At 60.6% G+C, this 23,781-nt stretch carries 23 protein-coding genes and 1 pseudogene; 8 read left to right on the top strand and 16 right to left on the bottom strand.

The window, feature by feature from the left end; translation table 11 throughout:
• Positions 1-593: 593 nt before the first annotated feature.
• Positions 594-1,193 carry a GNAT family N-acetyltransferase gene (locus EJA05_RS10770; RefSeq protein ID WP_223277193.1) on the top strand — a complete coding sequence of 200 codons (600 nt, stop codon included), beginning with the start codon at positions 594-596 and terminating at the stop codon, positions 1,191-1,193.
• Positions 1,183-1,542 (top strand): cupin domain-containing protein, encoded by a 360-nt coding sequence (locus EJA05_RS10775; RefSeq protein ID WP_125858227.1) that lies wholly within the window; start codon positions 1,183-1,185, stop codon positions 1,540-1,542. Before EJA05_RS10770 ends, EJA05_RS10775 begins: the two co-directional genes overlap by 11 nt.
• A 33-nt stretch (positions 1,543-1,575) precedes the next feature.
• Here EJA05_RS10775 and cynR read toward each other — a convergent pair whose 3' ends face one another.
• Complete coding sequence (cynR, locus tag EJA05_RS10780) at positions 1,576-2,487, bottom strand: transcriptional regulator CynR (protein WP_125858228.1); 912 nt, start codon at positions 2,485-2,487, stop codon at positions 1,576-1,578.
• Positions 2,488-2,599: 112 nt separating this feature from the next.
• On the opposite strand from cynR, the gene EJA05_RS10785 reads away from it, so the two are divergent.
• The 4 genes from EJA05_RS10785 to EJA05_RS10800 all read left to right on the top strand — a co-directional run bounded on the left by EJA05_RS10785 (position 2,600) and on the right by EJA05_RS10800 (position 5,351).
• Entirely contained in the window at positions 2,600-3,259 is a 660-nt protein-coding gene (locus tag EJA05_RS10785) for a carbonic anhydrase (RefSeq protein WP_125463601.1), read from the top strand.
• A 26-nt stretch (positions 3,260-3,285) separates the two neighbouring features.
• Positions 3,286-3,756 (top strand): cyanase, encoded by a 471-nt coding sequence (gene cynS, locus EJA05_RS10790; RefSeq protein WP_110993677.1) that lies wholly within the window; start codon positions 3,286-3,288, stop codon positions 3,754-3,756.
• A gap of 66 nt (positions 3,757-3,822) precedes the next feature.
• Positions 3,823-4,080 (top strand): DUF2790 domain-containing protein, encoded by a 258-nt coding sequence (locus tag EJA05_RS10795; protein ID WP_125858229.1) that lies wholly within the window; start codon positions 3,823-3,825, stop codon positions 4,078-4,080.
• 47 nt (positions 4,081-4,127) lie between these two features.
• Entirely contained in the window at positions 4,128-5,351 is a 1,224-nt protein-coding gene (locus tag EJA05_RS10800; protein WP_125858230.1) for an amidohydrolase family protein, read from the top strand.
• Between the two features lie 128 nt (positions 5,352-5,479).
• On the opposite strand, the gene EJA05_RS10805 is transcribed toward EJA05_RS10800, so the two are convergent.
• Positions 5,480-5,884, bottom strand: a complete 405-nt coding sequence (locus EJA05_RS10805) for a MerR family transcriptional regulator (protein WP_125858231.1) — start codon at positions 5,882-5,884, stop codon at positions 5,480-5,482.
• 73 nt (positions 5,885-5,957) lie between these two features.
• Between EJA05_RS10805 and EJA05_RS10810 the strand changes: the two genes are divergently transcribed.
• Positions 5,958-7,022, top strand: a complete 1,065-nt coding sequence (locus tag EJA05_RS10810; RefSeq protein WP_125858232.1) for an SDR family oxidoreductase — start codon at positions 5,958-5,960, stop codon at positions 7,020-7,022.
• Between the two features lie 415 nt (positions 7,023-7,437).
• Here the strand turns inward: EJA05_RS10810 and EJA05_RS10815 are convergent, their stop codons facing one another.
• Both EJA05_RS10815 and EJA05_RS10820 read right to left on the bottom strand, forming a co-directional pair.
• Positions 7,438-8,841 (bottom strand): amino acid permease, encoded by a 1,404-nt coding sequence (locus EJA05_RS10815; RefSeq protein WP_125858233.1) that lies wholly within the window; start codon positions 8,839-8,841, stop codon positions 7,438-7,440.
• Positions 8,842-9,009: 168 nt separating this feature from the next.
• Complete coding sequence (locus tag EJA05_RS10820) at positions 9,010-10,041, bottom strand: 1-aminocyclopropane-1-carboxylate deaminase/D-cysteine desulfhydrase (RefSeq protein WP_125858234.1); 1,032 nt, start codon at positions 10,039-10,041, stop codon at positions 9,010-9,012.
• A gap of 227 nt (positions 10,042-10,268) precedes the next feature.
• Here EJA05_RS10820 and EJA05_RS10825 point away from each other — a divergent pair, with 227 nt between their 5' ends.
• Positions 10,269-10,988 carry an AraC family transcriptional regulator gene (locus tag EJA05_RS10825; RefSeq protein WP_125858235.1) on the top strand — a complete coding sequence of 240 codons (720 nt, stop codon included), beginning with the start codon at positions 10,269-10,271 and terminating at the stop codon, positions 10,986-10,988.
• Between the two features lie 227 nt (positions 10,989-11,215).
• Here the strand turns inward: EJA05_RS10825 and EJA05_RS10830 are convergent.
• From EJA05_RS10830 to EJA05_RS10885, 12 genes and pseudogenes are all read right to left on the bottom strand, one after another.
• Positions 11,216-11,476, bottom strand: a pseudogene (locus EJA05_RS10830) (hypothetical protein); the annotation flags it as partial.
• Between the two features lie 46 nt (positions 11,477-11,522).
• Positions 11,523-12,353: an oxidoreductase gene (locus EJA05_RS10835; RefSeq protein ID WP_125858236.1), complete on the bottom strand. Its 831-nt coding sequence runs from the start codon at positions 12,351-12,353 to the stop codon at positions 11,523-11,525.
• 193 nt (positions 12,354-12,546) lie between these two features.
• Complete coding sequence (locus EJA05_RS10840; protein WP_125858237.1) at positions 12,547-13,218, bottom strand: NAD(P)H-binding protein; 672 nt, start codon at positions 13,216-13,218, stop codon at positions 12,547-12,549.
• 12 nt (positions 13,219-13,230) lie between these two features.
• The gene (locus EJA05_RS10845) at positions 13,231-14,241 is read right to left on the bottom strand and encodes an AraC family transcriptional regulator (RefSeq protein ID WP_125858238.1); all 1,011 of its coding nucleotides are present in this window, start codon (positions 14,239-14,241) and stop codon (positions 13,231-13,233) included.
• A 273-nt stretch (positions 14,242-14,514) separates the two neighbouring features.
• Positions 14,515-14,889: a RidA family protein gene (locus EJA05_RS10850; protein ID WP_323808601.1), complete on the bottom strand. Its 375-nt coding sequence runs from the start codon at positions 14,887-14,889 to the stop codon at positions 14,515-14,517.
• Positions 14,890-14,987: 98 nt separating this feature from the next.
• Positions 14,988-16,406, bottom strand: a complete 1,419-nt coding sequence (locus EJA05_RS10855) for an aldehyde dehydrogenase family protein (RefSeq protein ID WP_125858240.1) — start codon at positions 16,404-16,406, stop codon at positions 14,988-14,990.
• A 12-nt stretch (positions 16,407-16,418) separates the two neighbouring features.
• Positions 16,419-17,462, bottom strand: a complete 1,044-nt coding sequence (locus tag EJA05_RS10860) for a homoserine dehydrogenase (RefSeq protein ID WP_125858241.1) — start codon at positions 17,460-17,462, stop codon at positions 16,419-16,421.
• A 204-nt stretch (positions 17,463-17,666) separates the two neighbouring features.
• A complete protein-coding gene (locus EJA05_RS10865) occupies positions 17,667-18,104 on the bottom strand; it encodes an Lrp/AsnC family transcriptional regulator (protein ID WP_125463612.1) in 438 nt (145 codons plus the stop codon).
• The gene (locus tag EJA05_RS10870) at positions 18,101-19,486 is read right to left on the bottom strand and encodes a threonine synthase (RefSeq protein WP_125858242.1); all 1,386 of its coding nucleotides are present in this window, start codon (positions 19,484-19,486) and stop codon (positions 18,101-18,103) included. The genes EJA05_RS10865 and EJA05_RS10870 overlap by 4 nt, the downstream gene beginning before the upstream one ends.
• 22 nt (positions 19,487-19,508) lie before the next feature.
• Complete coding sequence (locus tag EJA05_RS10875; protein WP_125463614.1) at positions 19,509-20,393, bottom strand: LysR substrate-binding domain-containing protein; 885 nt, start codon at positions 20,391-20,393, stop codon at positions 19,509-19,511.
• 47 nt (positions 20,394-20,440) lie between these two features.
• On the bottom strand, positions 20,441-21,880 hold the full coding sequence (locus tag EJA05_RS10880; RefSeq protein ID WP_190306052.1) for an amino acid permease: 1,440 nt from the start codon (positions 21,878-21,880) through the stop codon (positions 20,441-20,443).
• A 143-nt stretch (positions 21,881-22,023) separates the two neighbouring features.
• Positions 22,024-23,301: a cystathionine gamma-synthase family protein gene (locus EJA05_RS10885; protein ID WP_125858244.1), complete on the bottom strand. Its 1,278-nt coding sequence runs from the start codon at positions 23,299-23,301 to the stop codon at positions 22,024-22,026.
• Positions 23,302-23,781: the final 480 nt, after the last annotated feature.

Here is a 23,781-nt window from a genome sequence, read left to right on the forward strand (position 1 = left end):
TACCGATTAGTGTCGCTTATGCGATTCCCTGCCCAATTCACCTTACGCCAGCCGGGCTAGACCAGGTCTGAATGGCTCGAATGGCAGCTTTCGACCCAAAGCTGCCATTGCGATAGTGCTGCTCTTGCTCATTTTTCGAGGCTGGCGCGAACCTTGTGGGAGCGGGTTTACCCGCGAAGCAGGCGACGCGGAGGGTGGCACGGGCTTCGCCCGTGTTCGCGGCGGTTCGACGCCTCGATAAACCCGCTCCCACAGAGATCACCTCTGGCATGACTGTCAGCTACGGGGCGGTAGCTGCCTTTCGTGAAATACGATTCCCTACGCAGGTAACCCTGCTCTGATTCCGGCCATCCCGCCATGGAAGTACAGGTCGCTCCGCTTCTCGTCTCACTACCTCCGGCAGTTGCACGATCGACTCCCCAGGCCTGAGCCATTGGACGGCCACGCGCCTTTGAGCATGGGGCCGCGTCGCACGCCGTGCTGACGGTGTTCGCCCAGAGCATGATGGGAACCGTTCAACCTGCCTACCCTGCCACCATGCCAAGGGCGTAATCCTTGAAAGCCAACCACCCGATCCCATGGGAACACTGTTCATGTCTATCGACTTCAGACCCGCCCAAGCCTCGGACGCGCATGATATTGCGCGCTTCTTTCAACTGACATCGGAGGGCATGGCCGATTACATATGGAGCAAGCTTGCCGCACCTGGAGAAGCGTTGCTGAGTGTCGGTGCGTCTCGCTATGCCAGGGAGCAGGGCGACTTCTCCTACAAGAACTGCCTTATGGCCACTTTCGAAGGGCGCGTCATCGGCATGATGCATAGCTATGCCTTGCGCGAGGCCCCTGACAGGCCTGTCGAGACAGACCCGGTCCTCGCGCCTTACGCCGACATGGAAATACCCGACACCTTGTACATATCCAGCCTGGCCCTGGATGAGGCCTGGCGCAGTCAGGGGCTGGGTGTCGAGTTTCTTCGCCACGCCCAGCAGCGCGCTGAGGACTCTGGCCTGGATGGGCTATGCCTGATCGATTATGCAGAAAACCACGGTGCACGCCGCTTCTACGAACGTCACGGTTTTCAAATTGTTAAAGCCTGCCAGATCGTTCCGCACCCGATGCTGGGCGTGACCGGTGAAGCCTATTTGATGTATCGCCCTACCCACAACGTGCTCGAGAAAAGCCATGAACAATAAACTGACCGTGTTCCGCGAACTGGATATCCAACCGGTGCGCGACCTTCCATTTTTTGAAGAGGTCTTGCAAGGCACCCCCCATACGCTGACGTCCAAGTACTATCACGATGAGCAGCAAGGCCGCATTTCCGGAGAATGGCAAGCCAGCACCGGAGCGTGGCGCATCGACTACAAAGTTTGGGAGTTCTGCCATGTCCTGAGTGGATGCTGCGTCATCGAACTTGAGGGTTGCGCCCCCATCACACTGGCCGCTGGCGACACGTTCATTATCGAACCGGGCGCCAAGGGCAAATGGACCGTGCTGGAAGACATGAAAAAGAACTTTGTGATCCTCTTGCCCGCGAACTAGGGGTTGAACTGGCCTGATGATTTTGGCTCCCTTCTAAATCAGCCGATCGGAGCAGCCTGGCTCCTCGAGTTGCTTGGCCACTTTCATCGCCAATTCGACGAAGGCCCTCGCTGCAGCCGTTTGGTAAACCCCTTTCCGTTGCATCAGAACGGCAGTGCGTTGCAAGCGCTGCTGATCCAACTCGATAGCAACCAACTGCTCGTGAGCCAGGGCGATGTTGGCCGGCAACAAGGTCGCGAGCGTGGTTCTGCTGACCACCTCGATAAGCGCACTGATGGTATTGGCTTCCACTTGTACGTGAGGGCGAATGTTGTGTTGGCGGCAGTAGTTGTCGATCTGCTCACGCGTGGCGAATTCGGCGCTCAAGAGTATCAACGATTCTGAGTTCAACGCCTCCAGGCCAATACTGCCCGTGGTGGCGAGAGGATGATGCTTGCCGACTACCAGGGCGAGGGTTTCGACCAGTAGCGCCTGGGCCTCAAGGTCCAGATGATGGCCGTTGTCGAACGCAATGCCCACATCTACCTCGTCGGCCAACAACAGCTCTTCCAGCGCCTCTTGAGCGATCTCTCGCAGCACCAGCGTGATGTTCGGGTAGCGGCTATGGAACGCCTCAACCAGCGGGCCAACGAGGTAGCTGGTGAATGTCGGTGTTACCCCCACCCGAAGTGATCCGCGGCTCAGATCGCTGAGGTCATCAATGGCTCGTTTTGCCTCCTGCAGTTCCTGCGCGGCTCGCTTGGCATAGCGCAGGTACACCTCGCCGGCATCGGTCAATCGCGTGGTCCGGCCGGAACGATCGAACAACGGCGTGCCGAGACTCTCTTCCAGTTGGCGGACCTGCTGCGACAAGGCCGGTTGAGACACATGCAAGGCCGCTGCGGCGCGCGTGAAACTGAGGTGGTTTGCCACTGCGATGAAGTACTGGATGTGCCGGGCAAGCATGGGTGCACCTATAAGATTATCTGATTCACCTGATCATAAATCAGACTTTTACCTTATTGAAGGCGCTGCGTAACCTTTGCTTCAACACATCGCGTCACTCAAGGAGTCAGCCATGAAAGACATCATCGACGGGTTTCTGAAGTTCCAGAAAGACGCCTATCCCGAGCGCGTCAAACTGTTCAAGGATCTGGCCAGCCAGCAGAGCCCACGTGCCCTGTTCATCTCATGCTCCGACAGCCGCCTGGTGCCGGAGCTGGTCACCCAGCGCGAACCCGGAGACCTGTTCGTCATTCGCAATGCAGGCAACATCGTGCCGTCCTACGGGCCCGAGCCTGGAGGCGTATCGGCCTCGGTCGAATATGCCGTGGCGGCCTTGCAGGTTTCCGACATCGTCATCTGCGGCCACTCCGATTGCGGCGCCATGACGGCCATCGCCACCTGCAAATGCCTGGACCACATGCCCGCAGTGGCCGGCTGGCTGCGCTACGCCGATTCCGCCCGAGTGGTTAACGAAGCCCGCAACCATTTCGGCCCGCAGGCCAAGGTCGAAGCCATGGTGCGCGAAAACGTGATCGCCCAGCTTGCCAACATCCAGACCCACCCCTCGGTGCGCCTGGCCCTGGAAGAGGGCCGCGTGACCTTGCATGGCTGGATCTACGACATCGAAAGCGGGCTGATCGAGGCCTTCGATGGCAGCACCGGCACATTCGTGTCCCTCGCCCACAACCCCGAAGTGCACGCCGTTTCCCATCAACCCAAGCGCGTTGCCTGAACATCTTTCAACCAAGGAGAAACACCATGATCCAATCGCAAATCAGCCAGAACGCCCGCCTTGCCCTGAGCGAAGTCATCCTTCTGGCCAAAGCCCGCAAAGACCTCTCGTTCTCGCAGATCACCGAAGGCACCGGTCTGTCCGAAGCGTTCGTCACCGCGGCACTGCTGGGCCAGCACCCGTTGCCGGCGAGCGCCGCCCAGGTGGTGGGTGACAAGCTCGGCCTCGACGCGGACGGCATCGCACTGCTGCAGACCGTGCCACTGCGCGGCAGCATTCAAAATGGTATCCCGACCGACCCGACCATCTACCGCTTTTACGAGATGTTGCAGGTGTACGGCACCACCTTGAAGGCGCTGGTTCATGAAAAGTTCGGCGACGGCATCATCAGTGCCATCAATTTCAAGCTGGACATCAAGAAAGTCGAAGACCCCGAGGGCGGCTCGCGCGCAGTGATCACCCTGGATGGCAAATACCTGCCCACCAAACCGTTCTGATTTGGCTGCAACACATGGGCTGGGCCGCAACTTCGTGGCCCAGCCACAACCTGAAGGTGATCAAAATTGAAAGCATTGTTCGCATTGATACTCGGCGCGCTGTGCAACGTGACGATGGCTGCTGACGTTGAGCAACAGGTCGAGCAGACACCGGTTGAACAGTACAGCTACTCCCAGCACCTCGATATTGCCCGTGTCATTTCCATGAGCGAGGTCCCCAATGTCTGTCAGGTCGTGCCCGCTCGCATGACGTACGAAGACTCCCAAGGCAATGAGCATGTGCTTGAGTACCGCGTGATGGGCAATGGTTGCTCGAATAACTGAGCCCGGCCTTCGCAGCGCTACAGCGCTCTTTATGAGGACTGAAGTTGATGGACCTTGTCTTTCGAAATGTACGCATTGACGACGCCCAGCCACGGGTAGATGTGGCTGTGCAAGCAGGCAAAATCGCCGAGATCGCGCCACACATCGCCACCACGGCAGAGCACGAAATCCAAGGCGACGGCAATGTGCTTGTTGCTGGGTTTGTCGAAGGCCACCTGCACCTGGAAAAAGCCAACGTCATGCAGCGCAAGGCCAATCGTTCCGGCACCTTGAAGGAAGCGATCGCCGTCACCGCCGAACTGAAGCCCACACTGACCCGTGAGGATATCCGCGAACGGTCGATCCAGGTGCTGCGCGCATTGGTACAAGCCGGTACCACGCACGTGCGCGCCCATGCCGAGTTCGACCCCGCCCAAGGCTTCACCGGGCTTGAAGTGGTGCTGGAGTTGCGCGAGCAGTTTCGCGAGGTGATCGACATCCAGGTCGTGGCCTTTCCGCAAGAAGGCATTCTCAAGCTGCCTGGCATGCAGGCCATGATGGCCCAGGCAATGGAGATGGGGGCCGATGTGGTGGGCGGCATTCCCTACAACGATGTGTCGCCGCAGGAGCACATTGATTTCGTCTTTGACCTGGCCAAGCGCTACGACAAAGACATCGACTTGCACCAGGACTTCGCCGATGACGCCGAGCACATGACCATCGAGTACGTGGCACGTCGAACCATTGCCGAAGGCTACCAAGGGCGGGTCTGCGTTGGGCACCTGACCAGCCTGGCGGCCGTCTCGCCAGCGCGGCAGGCACAGGTCATCGCGTTGCTACGTGAGGCCGACATCAGCGTGATGTGCCTGCCCGCCACCGACCTGCACCTGGGGGCTCGGGGTGACAGTCACAATGTAAGACGCACCCTGACACCTGTGCGTGCCCTGCGCGACGGCGGTGTCACGGTTTGCCTGGCCACCAACAACATCCGCAATGCATTCACACCCTATGGCACTGGCGACCTGTTGCACATTGCACAGCTGGCCATTCCAGCGTGCCACCTGGGCGGCGCGGATGATCAGGCCACCGTGTTGTCGATGCTCTCGACAAACCCTGCCAAAGCCTTGGGGTTGAAACACCACGGATTGGCGGTGGGCAATGATGCCGACCTGGTGCTGGTCGATTGCCGTGCTGTGGCCGATGTCATTCTCGACTTGCCGACACGGTTGATGGTGCTCAAGCGCGGCAAGGTGGTGGCAACGGCTGAGCATCGTAGGTCAGTCGCGTTTTGAGGCCATTTTGGAAATTTCGTAATCAAGCAAGTCCATGTATGGGACGGTCGCTTGTGGGAAGGCTACTCGAACCAACCCTTCGACTTCGGCCCTGTTCACTAGGCCACGCTAAGGGCCATGCCGGGACGCTATGGCGTCAAGGTATGCAGGAGTGCAGGTGAGTGGGGAGTGATCAGGCCATTGGCAATGGCACTGGCTTCAAGCTTCGCATGCTCCGTGCTCAGCAGGACATAAGCAGCTTGCAGCGTGGTGATCTTCGCTTGAATTTCGGCCATCTTGCTGGCGACCAAGGCTGCGCCTTGCGCGCAATCGATCTTGTTGCCTCGCTTGGCTGCAAGAATTTCTCCAATCTCAGCGAGGGAAAAACCGCCACTCTGGGCGCTCTGAATAAAGGCCAGATCAACAACCGTCTGATCGCTGTAGCTGCGGTAATTGTTGGCTTGTCGTTGTGCCACGATAAGCCCGAGCTGTTCGTAATAGCGCAATGCATGCCGGCCGACGCCACTGCGGCGCTCCAACTCTCCAACGTTCACACTAAAAACTCCTTGACTGTAGAGCGCACTCTACACCTTAGCCTGCACCCATTATCCAAACCAGGAGTCAGGCATGAGCGTGGAATGCTTCGTCACCGGCGGCAGTGGATTTGTGGGCCAACACTTACTGGCCCGACTTACTGCGACAGGGTACAAAACCTGGGTGCTTATGCGTACCCCAGGCAACATTGAGCGTCTCAGAAAACAGGTAGGTCAACTGGGCGGTAATCCTGCGTATATCCATGCCGTTGAGGGCGATATCAGCAGAGAGGGGCTCGGGCTCAGCGAGGCGGACATACAGTGCGTGTCTTCGGCCTCTGTGATCTTCCATCTCGCGGCGGAGTTTTCCTGGGGGCTGTCAATGGAGCGCGCCCGAGCAGTCAATGTGCAAGGGGCGCTGAGGGTCGCCAAGCTTGCGGCGCGCCAACGCATCCGATTGCTGATGGTGTGCGGCTTCATGCTGCAAAACCTCAACCACCTGGCCAGTATCGGCGTTGATGATGAGTGCCCTGCAAACACAAACTGGCCCGCAGTCTACCGCCGTGTAGGTGGCTACGAAGGCAGCAAGATCGAGTCCCATTTTGCCGTCATCCGTTATATGCAGGATGCGGGCGCGGACTACACCATCATTCATCCTGCTACGGTGTGTGGCCACAGCGAGAGTGGCCACATCCTGGAAGGACAGCCTCTGGCCGAACTCATTCGAAATTTGGCACAAGGTCGGTTCAAAGCGGTCCCCGGTTCCCCCAGGCACTGGTTGCCATTAGTCAGCGTCGACTACCTGGTAGCGATGATGACCTGTGTGGCGTTCGATCCTTCGATGGCCAACCGGCAGGTTCTGGCGCTCTATGAGCACACATCGAGCCTGCAGGGCATGCTTGAGCAGATCGCAAAACCGCTGGAGGTCAAGGCGCCCCGTCGGCATGTACCGATAAGGTTGCTCAGGTGGCTTTTGATGATTCCCGGGCTGGCAGCACGATTTGCGATCAGCGCCGAGTCATTGGACTTTATCCAGACGCAGCGCTTCGATATCAGTAATAGCGAGCAATTAGAGCGCAAGTATCAGTTCACACATCCCGATATGGCGCGCGCTCTGGAAAAGACGGTGCGCTACGTCAAGGATCACTATCTCCACTGAGGCAGGCCAGTCTTGATGGCTCAAGACATGCGTGTGAGAGCGAGCGCTTGCGACCCATAGCAGCCGCTGAAAGTTAACTGGCTTCGTGAGCGCGACGCGCATCCTGTGGGAGCGGGTTCACCCGCGAAGCAAGCGCCGCAATGGATGGCACCGGCGGTGCCGGTGTTCGCGGCAGTTCGACGCCTCGAAAAACCCGCTCCCACAAAAATTGCTGATGGGCTCAGCGTTCGCTTCGGGTCGAAAGCAGCCATTCACGACCAGCGACTAACGACCCATAGCTCCCCGCCTGGCGCGGCACCTCAAGGCGGGGCGGCCCACTATTACCTCACAACCCATCCCGATAATAAGCAGAAAAGCTCAGACTCTGGACATTAATGACTGGTATCTGAGCATTCAAGTTACTGGCTCGTAGGGCTCAAGAACGCTTTAGTTTGAACGATTCAAACAGCGTTGCTTTCTGGCGGACTATCCATAATTTATAGCCTACCGACAGCAATGCCAGCCACCCGATACCTACATAGAGCGCCATGCGAGTTTCTGAGTACCAACCCAGTACGCAGAAAATGAACAGCATGAAAACAATTGCGCAGGCGGGGCCTACAGGCCAGAAAGGCACGGGGAAATGCAGGGCCTCAACCTCAGTTCGAGTCATGTGCCGGCGCATGGCGACTTGGGACAAAAGAATCATCAGCCACACCCATACAATCGAAAACGTCACCACCGACGCCAAAATCATGAAGAGATTGTCCGGGAACAGGTAATTAAGCAGAACACCCAAAAGCAGGGCCGTCGCCATAACGATTACAGTCATCCAAGGTACACCGAATCGGGACAGGCGGGAAAAACTGGCGGGTGCCTGGCCGCTCTGAGCCATGCCGTACATGATTCTCCCTGCGGCGAAAATATCGCTGTTAATGGCCGATAGTGCGGCAGAAATGACGACGATGTTCAGCACTGTAGCAGCCGACTTTATACCTAAGCCGCTGAATATCTGTACGAAAGGGCTGCCCTCACTGCCAATCTTGGGCCAGGGATAGATGGCCATCAGAACGAATAGTGTAAGCACATAGAACATCAATATTCGCAGTGGCACGGAGTTGATCGCGCGTGGCAGGACCTGTTGCGGGTTTTTGGCTTCTCCCGCAGTGATACCAATCATTTCGATTCCGCCAAAGGCAAACATTACGACGGCGAAAGAGGCGATCATTCCACTCACGCCATTGGGGAAAAAGCCACCGTGCTGCCACAAATTGCTTAAGCCGCTCGTTACTTCATTGGCAGAGCCCAACTTAATACCGAAAACTAGAACTGCCAACCCGGCAACGATCATCGACGCAATAGCCGTGACTTTCAGCAACGACAACCAGAACTCCAACTCGCCAAATACCTTGACGCTGCACAGGTTCAGAGCCCCGATGAAAAATACGATGCCCAGGACCCAGATCCATCGTGGTGTGTCGGGAAACCAGTAACTCATGTAAACACCAAAGGCGGTCACATCTGCCAGACATACCACCAGCATGGAAAATGCGTAGCTCCAGCCAGTCAGAAAACCTGGAAAGCTCCCCAAGTACTGGGTTGCGTAGTGGGCAAAAGAACCCGATACAGGATTGCGCACGGCCATTTCACCCAAGGCACGCATCATCATGTAGATGGCCATGCCACCGATGATGTAGGCCAGCAGTACCGAGGGGCCAGCCAGCTTGATTGCTGAGGCGGACCCATAGAACAATCCGGTGCCAATAGCAGAACCGAGCGCCATGAAGCGAATATGGCGAGCACTCAGGCCTCGCCGCATGGAAGGTGCGTTATCGCTCATTCCAGGTAGTCTCCACATTATTTTTGTTTGAATGCCGAGGCGTCGCGCGGGCGTCTGGTTTTCAGGCCAGACAAGTCCCCAGGCCGGCCATCGGCACCTGTAGTGGTCAAGTAATCTGCGGGAATAGGACCGGCGTTTTCATCGTCAATGAAAGCCAGTTCGCGAGGCCTACAGCTGCACAGTGGAAAGCCGCTTGATTTCGGACCAAGTGCGTTGCGCGTAGTGAGGATCGAAGAGTGAGTGATAGCCCCCCGTGTGCCAGAAGACCACTGGGCCTTCCAACTCCCCCTTTTTCGCGAGATCGATCAGCGCCGCGACTGCCTTGGCGCTATAGACGGGGTCTACGAGTATCCCTTCGGTGGTGGCAAGCAGGTCGATCGCTTCTATCACGCCCGGTGCAGGCAGGCCGTAGCCGTCGCCCAGATAGTCCTCGGTGAGGTTGATGTCGTTGCGTGTCAGTTCCACTTCTGCGCCGATGAGGTGGGCACCACCTTGGGCATAAGCGAGGTACTGGCCGGGTACGTCATCATAGACATCCTCGGCAACGACGATACCGCGGATGTTGCTTGGCGAACCGTGCAAGGTATTGCCCAGCACCAGTCCGGAGTGAGTGCCTCCCGATGAGCTGGCATGCACAATGGTGCCGATCGAACGCTCATGCGCGGCCATCTGTCCGTGAAGCTCGGAGTAGGCCAGGGCAAACCCGAGCGAGCTCCTCTCGGAGGCACAGCCGATGGGTAGTCGATAGACACGCTCCCCATTATTTTCCAGCTCATTGACCACGGCCTGAGCATGATCGGCGAGTTCAGCCCAGGTTGCATTGCCCACTAAGCGCAAGTTGGCGCCAAAGAGTCCGTCCAATAGCAGGTTGCCAACCGGCTCCCGTGGCGCGTCATGGCAGAGTACCAGGGTGCATTTCAGCCCTGTCTGCGCCGCTGCCGCCGCCACCGCCCGCGCGGCATTGGAAAGACGTGAGCCTTCGGCAACCAGATGCTTGGCGCCCTGGGCGATCGCATAAGCCAGTTCTACTTCGAGCTTGCGCACCTTGTTACCGGCAAGACCGACCGTTCCGATATCGTCGCGCTTGCACCAGACCTCGACGCCAATTTCAGCACTGAACCGCTTCAGGTATTGCACCGGTGAAGTGAAGCCCCGCAGATTCAGCCGAGGTAGTTTTTCAAGTGTATCGAGAGCATTCATCGGGGTTATCCTCGTGATGAGCATCGTACGTAACAGGAGAATGGCCTGAGGAGGAGCCGCCCGACCCAAGCCCATATTTCCTGTCGACGGTGCAAGTATGAGGTTGGCGCTATATGCTGAAATAACGAAAACCAGACAACGCATACAAGGTTCCCGACAACATGGCCGCTGCACCTGTCTCACCTGCCATTAGCTCGCCGCTACCGCATTCCGTTCTGTTAAGGACCATGCGTCTGACGGAAGTAACGTCCTACCCGACCGAGCGCCATGACTGGGGCGAATTCGTCTACTCGTTCAGCGGCGTGATCGAGTTGACTGTGGACAACCGTGAGTACCTGACACCGCCGCATTACGGCTTGTGGCTTCCGCCCCGAGCGGAGCATGGCGCCAGTACTCGGCCCCACGTGTGTTACTGCGTGCTGGACATTGCCCCGGAACGCTGTGTCAGGCTGCCCACCGAGGTCTGCACGCTGGCGGTCGGCCCCATTACCAAGGCAATCCTTGCGGATTTGGTCGAGCGCCAGGTTGATTACCCTCGAAACGATGACGACGTACGGTTGATGCAGGTGCTGGTAGACCAGATAAGCCTGGCGCCGCGTCGAGATACGTATTTACCGATCTCTACAGACCGGGCACTCAGTCAGGTGCTCGAAGCACTGCATCTGGAGCCAGGTGATAATCGTCCCCTGGAAGCATGGGCCAGTGTCGTACATAGCACCGAGCGCACGCTCTCGCGGCGTTGCCAGCGTGACCTGGGAATGTCATTTGTGGAGTGGCGACAGCGTCTGCGGCTGGTGAGAGCACTCTCGATGCTGGAAGACGGCGCCCCAGTGCAGACCGTCGCGCTGGAGTTGGGCTACAGCACTTCGTCCGCTTTCATTGCGATGTTCCATCGAATGATCGGGTCGACTCCGGATGAGTTCCGCAAACGTGTCGTACAGTTATAACCACGTCGACGCGCCCGGCTTCAAGATCCCAGTGCCGTATCGTGCCCTCGCAGAAGAGATGGAGTGCCGCTAAAGGTGGATGTAGCGAGCGAGGTGGGAACTCCAAATATGCATTTTTATGCTTCAAGCGTTAATGCTGAATGGCTCCTGCTCGCCATTTGTTGCCCTCCACCAAGGGCCACTTTGGACTGCTGTCGGCCAGCAGCAGACTGACCAATAAATAGATCTGTCGCCTTTTTTCGCACCGCCAGCCGTCGGGGTTGGGTATCGCCGATCAGTCCATAAGGGCCACGGCCAATCTCCAGGCAGATCTTCGGCAGCAGCCTGGTCTTTCCCGCACCAGTTTTACTGGCGATCACCGGCACTTGATGTCTTTCTAGCGCAACCTTGATCTCGTCGCGCTTGGCAGCAATCGGCAGGGCATTGTCATACCGCATGACTGCCAAGTTCAGGCACCTCGCTTCGATCTTGGCGCAGGACGCCTGATACACAAGCCAACAACTACTCTCTGCATGCGGAAAAGCAATTTGCCGCTCAACGGGTTTGGCTGAGTATGATGCGATCAAACAGACGGTCGCCGAGCCATACGCGCATGCGAATCAGCATCTTGGCGAATTTACCGACGGCGTAGCGTGTGCTGGGGTTACGGCTGACCACTGCCTTGGAAACCACGTCTGCGATCACTTGTGGGTCACTGCCCGTGTTATGCCCGTAGGTGTTCTTAATCGACTTGGTCACCATTTGAACCATCCGCCCATAGGGTCCGCTGGCAGATCGTTTGACGATGGACTCGGTGGCGCCGTCGCCGAAGCCGGTTTCAATCACGCCTGGTTCGACGATCACGACCTTGATACCGAACTCGGCCACCTCCAGGCGTAGACAGTCCGACCACCCCTCCAGGGCATGTTTGGTGGCGTGATACCAGGCGCCGAGGGCGCTGTACATCTTGCCGCCCATAGAGGTGATGTTAACTATGTGCCCGGCACGCTTCGCGCGCATTGAGGGCAGTAGCAACTGTGTAAGCCGTGCTGCACCGAACAGATTGACCTCGAACTGGTAACGGGCTTCGTCGAGACTGATCTCTTCCACAGGGCCATAGAGACCGAAGCCTGCATTGTTGACCAGGACGTCCACGCCGCCCGTTTGGGTCAGGATGGTCTGAACGCCACTGACGATTTCCTCGTCCTTGGACACATCCATGCGCAGCGCCTGAGCGCCAAGCTCTTTCAGGTCAGCCATCTTGTCGACGCTACGTGCGGCCACGTAGACCTGATAACCGTCCTTAATCAACTGCTTGGCAATCGCTTTGCCCATCCCCGACGATGCACCGGTGACCAGGGCTGTTTTCTTTTCTTTGCTGAACATGGCGAACCTCATGCGTTTTGATGTGGCCAGTCTGGCAAAACTAGAGAGGGTCGTATCTCGCACAATACGCCAGCGGACCTGCAGAGTGCGCCATCTCGGTGGCAATGCGCGCATGGGGCGCCTGCGCATGCGCCCAGCAGTGCTGCCAGGAAGCGACGTGCCCTGTCCTGGTGATTTCTCATTGCGATTTCGCTCAGTGTGCCTGTCCGATCTTGGCCATCGTGTCAGAGGCCAGTACGACCACGCCGTGGGCCGTCGGTACGGTCTGAACCAGTGCCAGGGCCACGGCACGTGCATGCACCGGACGATAGGTGCCAGGCAGCAGCGGTGCCAGCAACCTGGCAATAGGTATCGAGAGGATCTCGCCGATGCGCGGCGGCTGCCCCAAACCGTTACGGTGATCCAGCAGCAAAGAGGGCTGGGCAATGACCAGGGCCGTCAGGTCCATGGCTTTGAGAGCATCTTCCAGTTCACCCTTGACGCGGTTGTAGAACATTGAAGAGCGTGCATTGGCGGCAGCCGCGCTGACCAGCCCTACACGTCGTGCACCGGCCGCGACGGCTGCCCGGGCAACGGCCAGGTTAGCGTCGTGATCCACCGCACGGAAGGCCGCCTGGCTGCCGGCAACCTTGATCGTGGTGCCCAGTGCCAGATAAACCTCATCGGTTTGCGGTAGCGCGGGCAAGTGGTTGAAGTCCGCAAGGTGAACCTGAAGCTTGGGGTGGCTGACGGCCAAAGGGCGGCGGCTCAGTGCGTGCACCTGCGCAACCGATGGATCGCTCAGCAAGGCCTGTAACATCTGGCCACCCACCAGTCCAGTAGCACCGGTCAGCAGGACGTGGCGTTGTTTCTCTTGGACAGGCATCGGGTATGTATCTCAGTTCAGGCGCATGGTGTGGCGTGCGGTATCGGGGGTTTGCCCGGTCCAGTCCAGAAATGCGCGATAGAAGGAATTCGGGTCTTCAAAACCGAGCAGGAAGGCGATTTCCCCGCCAGATAGGCTCGTGCTGCCAAGGTAGTGGCGGGCCAGGCTCTCACGCGTGGTATTGACCAAGGCACGGAAGTTCTCGCCCTCATCCTCCAGCCGACGTTGCAGGGTGCGTTTGCTGAGCCCCAAGCGTTGCGCAGCCTTCTCGATCGTGGCCGTGTTGCTGGGCAACAGTTCGAGCAGGACGGCACGTACACGCTCGGCCATCGTCGCTGCCGCATCCAGTTCGCTGAGCCGACGACGCAGGTCGGGTTCGAACACGCGCCACATACTCTGATTGACGGTCAGGAAGGGGCGCAGGGCGTCGGCGGCGGCAAAGGTAATGCTCGGTGTCTCACCCCGCTGCACGGGGGTACCGAAAAACACTTCGTAGCGGCGGGCGTAAGTGCTCGACGGCAGTTGCGCAAGCGCCACGCGCAAGGCTTTGATGCGCTCGCGCGTGGCAAGGTTGGCCAGCCGCAGAAAGAATGCGATTTCGGCCACTTGCAACGAATAGGGCACCTGCGTTTGTACAGACAGCCAGCGTGGCGAAACCGTCATTTCTCCGTTTTTGCCCACCTCAACGTCCAGGCTCATCGGGGCGACGAGTTGTTTGTACTTTGCCAGACGCTGCACGGCCTGCATGAGGTTGGTACTGCACAAGGCGGCGAATAGCGGTGGGTCGAAGACCTCGGCCGAGACGGTTTCCACCAAGCGTAGCGGAAACATCGGATCATCTGCCTCCGACTCAAGGGCACGCCAGAAACGGAAGTATTCATCGGTTAGCAGCCCGTAGCCCTCACGGGAAAAGAGGTCGTCTGGCAAGCCGGCTTTGCGCAGCACGTGTTCAGGCTGCAAGCCAACATCTTTCAGAAGCGTCCGCCAGCCAATGTCCAAGGAGAAAGTGAGATTGCGTGCCATTGATCGAAACCGTTCTATGAGTCGCTGATACGCCAGGGAAGGCGTTTCAGGCCAGTTTAGTCATAGGGGGCGGTCCATATAATGCAAAATGCGCCACATGAATTGCGGTCGGTGCCACATGGTGGCGCACACGGTGAAACCCTGCAGTGCAGGCATCGTGATCAAGTACTGTTCGGACAAATGAGCGTCAAGCTCCGATGTCGCACCACTGATGCCGATGCGGCCGGCATGCCCGCGGTCGGCGTCCGTTACCCTACAAGGCATGCGCCCCTGTTACCGCGAGGCATCCGGATAAATGGATGTCGAGTGGTCTACTGCAAAAACCTGAACTTCAACCAGGTATCCCTCTCCCAGATCGGCCCCGACGCAAGCACGCACTGGCTTCGGATAGCCCAGCAGCCAGGCGTCGTAAACCTCGTTGACCTTTTCGAAATGGCGGTAATCGGCCAGCCAGATCTGCACGCGGGTCAACTGCTCCTTGCCGACGTTGGCCTCAGCCATAAGCGCATCGATGGTGGCCAGCACTTGCCGCAGTTGCCCCTGAACATCCTCAAGCCTGTTATCTGCTGCCACTCCGGCGGTCTCGAACACGCCCCGGTAACTGACTGCCAGGGACATTCTGTCCCCGGATGCTAAACGTGTGATCACTGGTGTTTCGCTCCTTCGCCAGCGGCATAGCACCGGGTAGTGCTGTGAGCGCGCCTACCCGGTCAAGGCCACCGAGGTGAATGATGGTGTGCTGAACATCAACCGAGCTGGTTGATGCACACCACTTTGGGCTGGGTCATGTCTTCATAGGCAAAGCGCACCCCCTCGCGGCCCAGGCTGCCGTATTTGGAGCCGCCGAAGGGCATGGCATCGAACCGATAGTCGGAGGAGTCGTTGATCATCACGCCACCAGCCTCTATCCGCCGCGCCAAGTGCAGTGCCTTGGCCAGGTCCCGGGTGAAGACGCCGGCGTGCAAGCTGTACTCCGGCGCATTCGCCCACGCAACCGCCTGGTCGATGTCGTCGAAGGGCGCCAGCATTACCACCGGCGCGAACGCCTCTTCACGCCACAGCCGGCTGCCGTGGTCAACCTGTTCCAGGACCGTTGGCGCGTAGGTGGCGCCTTGGCGCTGATGGCCACAGAGCAGCTGCGCACCCTCTTGCAGCGCCTGGTTCACGCATTCTTCAACCCGCCGCGCAGACGCTTCGTTGATCATCGGCCCCATATCGGTTTCGCGCCGGCCCGGATTGCCCAGCACCATCGCACGGGTGAGCTCGACGAAACGATCACGGAAGGCCGCATAGATCGAGGCGTGGACCAGGATGCGCTGGGTGCCGATGCAGTTCTGCCCGGCTGCCCAGAACGCACCGGATACGCAGGATTCCACCGTCGCATCCAGGTCGCAGTCTTCGAGCACCAGCACCGGGGCGTTGCCGCCCAGGTCCATGGCGAGCTTCTTCAGGCCAGCACCGCGGGCAATCTGCTCGCCGGTGGCAAAGCCGCCGGTGAAGGAGATCATGCGCACATCACGCAGGGCGACCAACGCCTTGCCCAGCTCAGCCCCGCCCGTGGCTACGGTCACCACAGCCTCCGGCAAGCCGGCATCGACCAGGTACTGCACCAGCTTGAGCGCAGAAAGCGGGGTCAGCTCCGATGGTTTGAGGATCACCCCGTTGCCCCCGGCAATCGCGGGCCCCAGCTTGTGCGCCACGAGGTTGAGTGGGTCGTTGTACGGCGTGATGGCCAGGATCAGCCCCAAGGGCTCACGGGTGAACCAGCCCTGGCGCGACTCCGAGCCTTCGTAGGCATCGAAAGGCACCACCTCGCCCGCGTTGCGCCGGGCTTCTTCGGCCGACAACCTGAGAGTGTTGATGCAGCGCTTCACCTCTTTTTCGGCCTGGCGCAGGGTCTTGCCTGCCTCGTCGACGATCAGGCCCGCGAAGTCTGGCGCATCGCGCTCGATCAGCCGGGCGGCCTGTTCAAGGATGCCGGCTCGGCGGTGTCGGGGCAGGGCGGCGCTGTCTTTGACGCCTTGGCGGGCGCGGGCGAGCAGGCCGGGCACTGCGTGCTCGCCCAGGTTGGCAACGCTGCCAACCAGGCTGCCGTCGTAGGGGCTGAACACGTCGATCAGGCCAAGCGTCTGGAGGGGCGCGCGCTGCACGGAAGTCAGGTTCATGAGCGTCGCTCCTCAGGCCGAGTGGCTGGAAGTGTGGATGGCGAGGATGTCCGACAGCAGGGCAAAAGCCGTCTCAATGCGCCCCGCACCAGGGCCGGATACCGTCACCGCACCCAGCAACTCGGTTTCGAAGGCGATGGCGTTGGTAGCGCCGGCAATCCCCGCCAGGGGATGGCTGCCCGGCAGCAAGCGGGCCTGCACACTGGCTCGCACCGAACCGTCCGCTTCGCGGCGAGCGGCGCCGATCAGCTTCCAGTGCTCGCCCGACGCCTTGGCCCGCTCGATATCCTCGCGGGTGATCGCGCTGATACCGCTGCAGGCGACATCGCTGACCTGAAGGCACGCACCCAGCAACTCATTGGCGAGAATGACCACTTTAAGGCGTACGTCATGGCCTTCCACGTCGGCGGTCGGGTCCGCTTCGGCGTAACCCAGTTCTTGCGCCTTGGCCACGGCTTCGGCAAAGCCCAGGCCTTCTCCCATGCGGGTCAGGACGTAGTTGGAAGTGCCATTGAGGATGCCTTCGAAACCCACTAGGCCCGAGCCTGCCAAGGTCTGCCGGGCCATGCGCAGCACCGGCGTGCCGCTCATCACTGAGCCTTCGTACTCGAACGACACGCCATTGGCCTTGGCCAGCGCCTTGAGTGCCTGGGCATGCAGGGCGATCGGCCCCTTGTTGGTGGTGACCACGTGCTTCCCCGCTTCCAGTGCCCAGCGGCAGAAGGTGGCCGCTGGCTCACCGTCTTTCGGGTTGGTGAAGGTGGCTTCGGCGATGATGTCGGCCCCCGACTGCTTGATCACCGACTCGTTGAACGCCTCTGCCGAGCCTTGAGGAAGCTGCGCCAGGGCGCCTTTGCTGGTTGGTAGCGCGGCCAGGGTGGCTGCATCCAGGCCGTTGCGGTCGATCACCGAACCGAGGAACAGGTCGGTCACACCGACGATCTTCAGGCCAAAGCCCAGCTCCTGCTGCCAGCGCAGGTTGCGCTCGGCGATCAATTGGGCCAGGGCACGGTTAACACCGCCAAAGCCTACGAGTGCAATTTTGTATTCGGTCATGGGTTGTTGTCCTTCTCAGGCGTTGGTTGATGGGGACAGCCTAAGAGCCCGGCCATGCCAGTTGAATATGGCAATGCGCTGTATTTATTGGCCAATCTGGCCAGTGCCGGAGGCGCGCATTCGCGCCTGCAAAAACCACCACGCCGCCGGGGCTCGGGCCCAGGCGGCGTGGTGGTGGCAAGAGGGAGGGCGCTTACGGTCAGCTCAGATCACGCTCGACAACACGAACGAGGTCACTGTGTTCTCCACCCCCGGCATCGCGGCAATTTCCCGCCAGACGTGGTGCACCCGTTCCGGGCTTGCGGCCTCGATGCGCAGCAGCAGATCGAACTCGCCGCTCAGCACCTGGCACTGCACCACTTCCGGAATCTGCCGCAGCGCGTCGAGCACAGCGTCACCGCGCATGCGGTCGTAGCGGTAGACGAACACCAGCGCATTGATCAGCGACGCGGGCCGGCGCCCCTCGCCGATGCGCAAGGTGTAGCCCTGGATGGCACCGTCGCGCTCCAGGCGCTCGATGCGTTGGCGCACCGCATTGCGCGACAGGTTGACCTTCTGCCCCAGCTCGGCGTGGGCGATACGTGCATTGGCCGTGAGCTCGGCGAGGATGCGCTCGTCCAAGGGGTCGAGGATGCGCTTCATCGAGTGGCCTGCAACGCGGTCAATACCCCGTGCAAGCCCGTCAGGTCATCCTGGGCCAGCAGCGGACCGTCCGGGGTTGCCACCGCGTACGCTGGCATCGCCCCTTGCCAGGCACCCAATTCGGCCAGCAGCGGCGCCGATTTTTCAGGGGCGAACTGCCCCAGGGTCACGATCGGGGCGCCGATATTGCGCCGGTGCAGGCGCCCGGCGAAGGCACCCGTGGCGGTATGCGGGTCTACCGCACTGCCGGTTTGCTGGAACAGCGTGGTGATTTCTTCGCGGATCGAGGCATCGTCCACCGCATAGGAGTCGAACAGCATGCGGGCCTGCAACCACTGGCGGTTGCCGATGCTCAATTCGCCACAGGCCTCGAAGTGCTCCATCAGCGCCCGCGTCGCCTCGCCGTCGCGCTCGTACAACTCCCAGACGAAGCGTTCGAGGTTGGAGAACAGCGAAAAGTCCATGGCGGGCGACAAGGTCCGGCTGGTCGAGACCCGGCTGTAGCGGTTGCAATGGATGAACCTGTGCAGGGCGTCATTGCGGTTGGTGGAGACGATGATCTGATTGATCGGCAGCCCCATCTTCTGCGCGATGAAACCTGCGTAAATCTCGGCAAAACTGGCCGTGGGGATACTGAAGCCCACCGGGCGTGTGCCCCCGCCCAGCTGCAGCGCAGCATGGAAATAGAAAACTATCTGTGCCAGTACCCCGACCCAGTTGGTCGAATTGAAACTGATCGGTATCAGCGCCGGGCAGGGCCATTCGCGCAGCAACCGGGTGATCAGCGACTGGCAATCGTCGAAGCTGCCGTTCACCGCCACGCAACTGACGCTGCCCGAGTCGGCGCCGCGCATCACCGCCGCGCGGTCCGCCGGGGTGCCGGCCTGCGGATACAGCGCCAGCAGGCGGGCCGTAGGGCAGTGGCGCAAGGCATCGATTGCGGCCACGGCCGTGTCGCCATTGCTGGCGCCCACCCACATCACACGCTCACAGTTCTGGCCCAGGAAGTGCCTGATGAGCCGTGCCTGCAACTGCGCGGCAAAGTCCTTGGAGGATCGGGTTGGCCCGTGGAACAGCTGCATGATCCACTCGTTGTGGCCGATCTGCTGCAGCGGGGCGATCGCACGGTGCGCGAAGCCACGGTAGCTGTCGCTGACCAGCGCCCGTAACGTCGGCTCATCGAGGGTATCCCCTACAAAAGGTGCAATGACCCGCCAGGCCAGTTCGTCGAACGGCAGCCAGGACCAGCTGGCAATTTCCTGAGGGCTGAATTGCGGCAGCGACGCGGGCACGAACAACCCGCCATCCTCTGCCAGCCCTGAAAGCAGCGCTGTGCGAAAGTCAACTCGTGTCTCGCTGCCACGCGTGGTTGTGTACTGCATCGTTGCTCCAAATGACTCGTGATTAGCGTTGCGCCATGGCCACCAGCCAGTGGCTGAAGGCCTGGGCGTCTGCGGGTAGCGCCTCACCCAGGCCGCGCACCAGGTAGAACGACTCGCTGGCTTCGATGCGCTGGGCGAACGGCGCTACCAGGCGGCCTTCCTGTAACAGGTCCTCGGCCAGGGACGAGCGCGCCAGGGCCACCCCCAGCCCCAGCTCCGCCATGCGCAAGGTGGACACCAAGGTGTCGAACTGCAGGCCGCTCGAAGAATCGACGCCCTCGGCGCCGACCCGCTCCAACCAGTACCCCCAGCCTTCCTCGTAACCCAGCACATGCAGCAGTGGCAGGCCTGCCAGGTCGCGGGGCTCGCGCAGCGGGCAACTGGCGATCAGGGCGGGCGAGCAGACTGGCACCAGCAGGTCCCGGGTCAGGCGCTGCGCCTCGACGCCAGGCCATTCGCCATTGCCCCAGCGAATCTCCAGGTCATCCTCGGCATCGAGCTCCTTAACCCACAGGTTGCTGATGTAGCGGATGTCCACCTGCGGATGCGCCCGGCGAAAGTCAGCCAGCCGCGGTGCCAACCAGAAGTGCAGGAACGACAGGCTGCCGCGCACCTTCAAGGGCCGTCGCTGGCGTTGCCCGAAGATCTCGTTGGTGCCGACCGCCAGGCGGCTGATGGCGTCCTGCACCACCGGCAGGTAGGACTGCCCCTCTTCGGTCAACCCCAGCCCCCGGGGCAGGCGCTTGAACAGCGCCACCCCCAGCTGGCTCTCCAGGTGACGGATCTGTTGGCTCACCGCCCCCTGGGTGAGGTGCAGCTCCTCGGCGGCATGGGTGAAGTTCAGGTAGCGCGCCGACACTTCGAAGGCCCGTAGCCAGTTCAAGGGGGGCAAGGTTTTCTGGCTCAATGGAAGCTCCTCATGGCGACTGGTTCAGTGGCCCAGTATCACCTTGCTCAGGCGGCCTCGGTAGCCGTCTCGGCCATGTGCTGCGCACCCTGGCGACGCTGGCGATATTTGCAGGTCAGCCAGTACATGAAGTAGCACCAGGCAATGAACGGCAAGCCGAAGTACAACGCCACACGCTGAGCGGGGTCGAAGGCGATGCCCACGCAGGCCAGCAGGCAGCAGAACAGCGCGGCCAGGGGCACGAAGGGGTAGCCGCGCACGCGGAACTTGAGGTCTTCGAGCTTGCCGCCCGTGGCGATGTAGTGCCGGCGGAAGGCGATCTGGCTGGCCGCGATGCTCATCCACACCACCACCACCGCCAGCCCGGAGATCGACACCAGGGCAAGGTAAATGGTGTCGGGAGCGAACACGCCGCTGAGCAGCGAAGCCATGCCGCCCGCCATGCTCAAAACGATGGCGTTGAACGGCGTGCCGCGGCGTGACAGTGCAGCGAACTTGCGCGGCATGTTGCCTTGGTCGCTGAGGGTCCAGAGCATCCGCGCGGCGGCATACAGCCCGGAGTTAGCGGCAGACAGCAGCGCGGTGATGATGACGAAGTTCATGATGTCGGCGGCGTAGGGAATACCGATCATCTCGAACACCATCACGAACGGGCTTTCCACAAGCCCGGCCTGCTCGCGGGGCAACAGGGTGGCCAACACGAAAATGGTGCCGATGAAGAACAGCGCCAGGCGCAGCACCGTGGTGCGGATGGCCTTGGGCACGTTCTTTTCAGGGTCCCGGGTTTCGCCGGCGGCAATGCCGATCAGCTCGGTGCCGGAGAAGGCGAAGGACACGGCCAGCAAGGTCATGGCGATGGACCAGAAGCCGGTGGGGAACAGCCCTTCACGGGTGAAGTTGCCCAACCCGACACTGTGCGCCTGCTTGATGTCGAACACGCCCAGGATGGCGCCGCCACCGATGACCAGGAAGGCGACGACCGCAAGCACCTTGACCAACGACAACCAGAATTCCGTCTCGGCGAATGCCCGCACGGAAATGATGTTGGTGATGAACACCGCCGCGCCAAACAGCGCGCTCCACACCCATACCGGTGTGTCCGGGAACCAGCGCACCATGAGTATGCCGGCGGCGGTGAATTCCGAACCGATGGCGACCGTCCAGGTCAGCCAGTACATCCAGGCCACCATGTAGCCGGTGCCAGGCCCGAGGTAGCGGGTTGCGTAACTGCTGAAAGAGCCGACTTCCGGCATCTGCACGGCCAGTTCACCCAGGCACATCATCACCAGGTAAACCATTACCGCACCGATGATGTAGGCAATCACCGCGCCTAGCGGTCCCGCCTGGTTGACGGTATAGCCAGAGGTCAGGAACAGGCCGGTGCCGATGACGCCACCCAGTGCCAGCATGACGATGTGGCGGGTTTGCATATCCTGTTTGAAGGCATGCGCCGGGGCATTTTTGTTTGTGGTTATCTGCACGGACATTGTTGGAGTCTCATGAAAGTTGGCGGGCAAGGGCGTGCTACGACCTCGTCTTGGCAGCGCGAATCGAAATGCCTTGCATGTTGTTATTGTTCGACTTCATGAAGAGGCACCCGCCGCGGCGGGCGAGTGCCTTGGGGCAGGCTTCAGGCCTGTTGCTGGATCGGGCGGCCGGCCTCCTCGGCGCCACAGTGCGGGTCAGCCTGCCGCGCGAGTTCCGCGCGTACCGCGGCGCAGGCTTGGGCCAAGTCGGCCAGCAAGTCGTCGGTGTCCTCGATACCCACGGAAATACGCACCAGGCCCTCTGAAATCCCCAGCGCCTGGCGCTCTTCCAGGGTGTTTTCGACGTGGCTGGTGGTGCGCGCCGGGCCGTAGATGGTTTCCACCGCCCCGAGGTTGCCGGCCCGATGGGCGTACTCGAGGCGTGGCAACAGGTGGGCCACGGTGTCCATGCCGCCTTTGAGCACAAAGCTCACGATGGCGCCGAAACCGCGCATCTGCGCCTTGGCGATGGCGTGGCCGGCGTGCTGTGGCAAGCCGGGGTAGTTCACCGTTTCCACCAGCGGCTCGTTGCACAGGTACTCGGCCAAGGCCTGGGCACTGGCCTGTTGCTGACGCAGTCGAAGGGCCAAGGTCTTGATGCCACGGATGATCAGGTAGGCCGAGAACGGGTCCAATGATGCACCGTTGATTTCCCGGTAATGCCGCACCTGCGCCATCAGGTGCTCGGCACCACAGACCACACCACCCAGCACGTCGCCATGGCCGGACAGGAACTTGGTGGCACTGTGCACCACCACATCCACGCCCAGAGCCAGCGGGTTCTGGTTCAGCGGTGTAGCAAAGGTGTTGTCGGCCACCACCAGGGCACCTACTTTGTGCGCAGCAGCGCTCAGGCGGCGAATATCCAGCACCTTGAGCGTCGGGTTGGTGGGCGTTTCCAGGTACAGCAGATCGCAGCCAGCAGCGATTTCGCGCTCCAGGGCTGCGGTATCCAGGGTGTCGCACAGGCACACCTGCACGCCCATGCGCGGCAGGAATTCCTCGAAGATCTTGTTCGTACCGCCGTAGCTGTCGCGGGTCGACACCACCCGTTTTCCGTTCGCCAGAAAGGTGTGCAGCACCGCGCTGATGGCGGCCATACCACTGCTGAAGGCCACGGCCGACTCGGACTGCTCCAGCCCGCAAAGCTTGGCCTCCAGCGTGGCGACGGTCGGGTTGCTCATGCGGCTGTAGATGTAGCCCGGCAGCTTGCCCTGCGCCACGTCGTACCAGGCGTCGATGTCCTGATAGCCATACGCGGCACTGACCACGATCGGGGTCTGCGTCGCGTTGTAGGGGTGCTGGCCTTGCTCGCCACTCCACACCACCCGTGTGCCGACGCCCGCACCAGCAATGCCTGCAACCGCTTCGTTCTTGTTCATATCCAGTTCCTGCACGACTGTGATGACCACCCCGATGCCGGGGCGTTTCGTGGGGACTATAGGGGGAGGGCCTGGAACTGAAAAACGATGTATCTGGGGGCTCAGTAGCGTTTTTTTTAATGGCTGTGCCCCGAGGGATCTGAGTCAGAGGGCAGCGCTGTCGGAGATGGGCAGCCATCGGCATGCTCGACCAGCCATTGCAGGCTCTGGCGCGACGAGCCTGTCACCACCAGCGGGATACGCCTAGCAACATACCTGGGCAGCGGCCTTGCAGTGCCGAGTTGCCCCAGCGGCGAGTCGATCGGCTCGGGTTGATCGGCCAGCAGCCGGCGCAAGTAGTCCACGCACTGCGCAAAGCGCTCGCCACGGTCGTCGTGGTCCAGCCTGTATGCGGGGATCCAATACCAGCAACTCTGATGACGCTCCAGAATACTGGAATGGAATCTATGTTCTCTGGGGCGAGAATAGAGGGCAGGAGTG

This window comes from Pseudomonas oryziphila (genome assembly GCF_003940825.1).
GTDB lineage: Bacteria > Pseudomonadota > Gammaproteobacteria > Pseudomonadales > Pseudomonadaceae > Aquipseudomonas > Aquipseudomonas sichuanensis.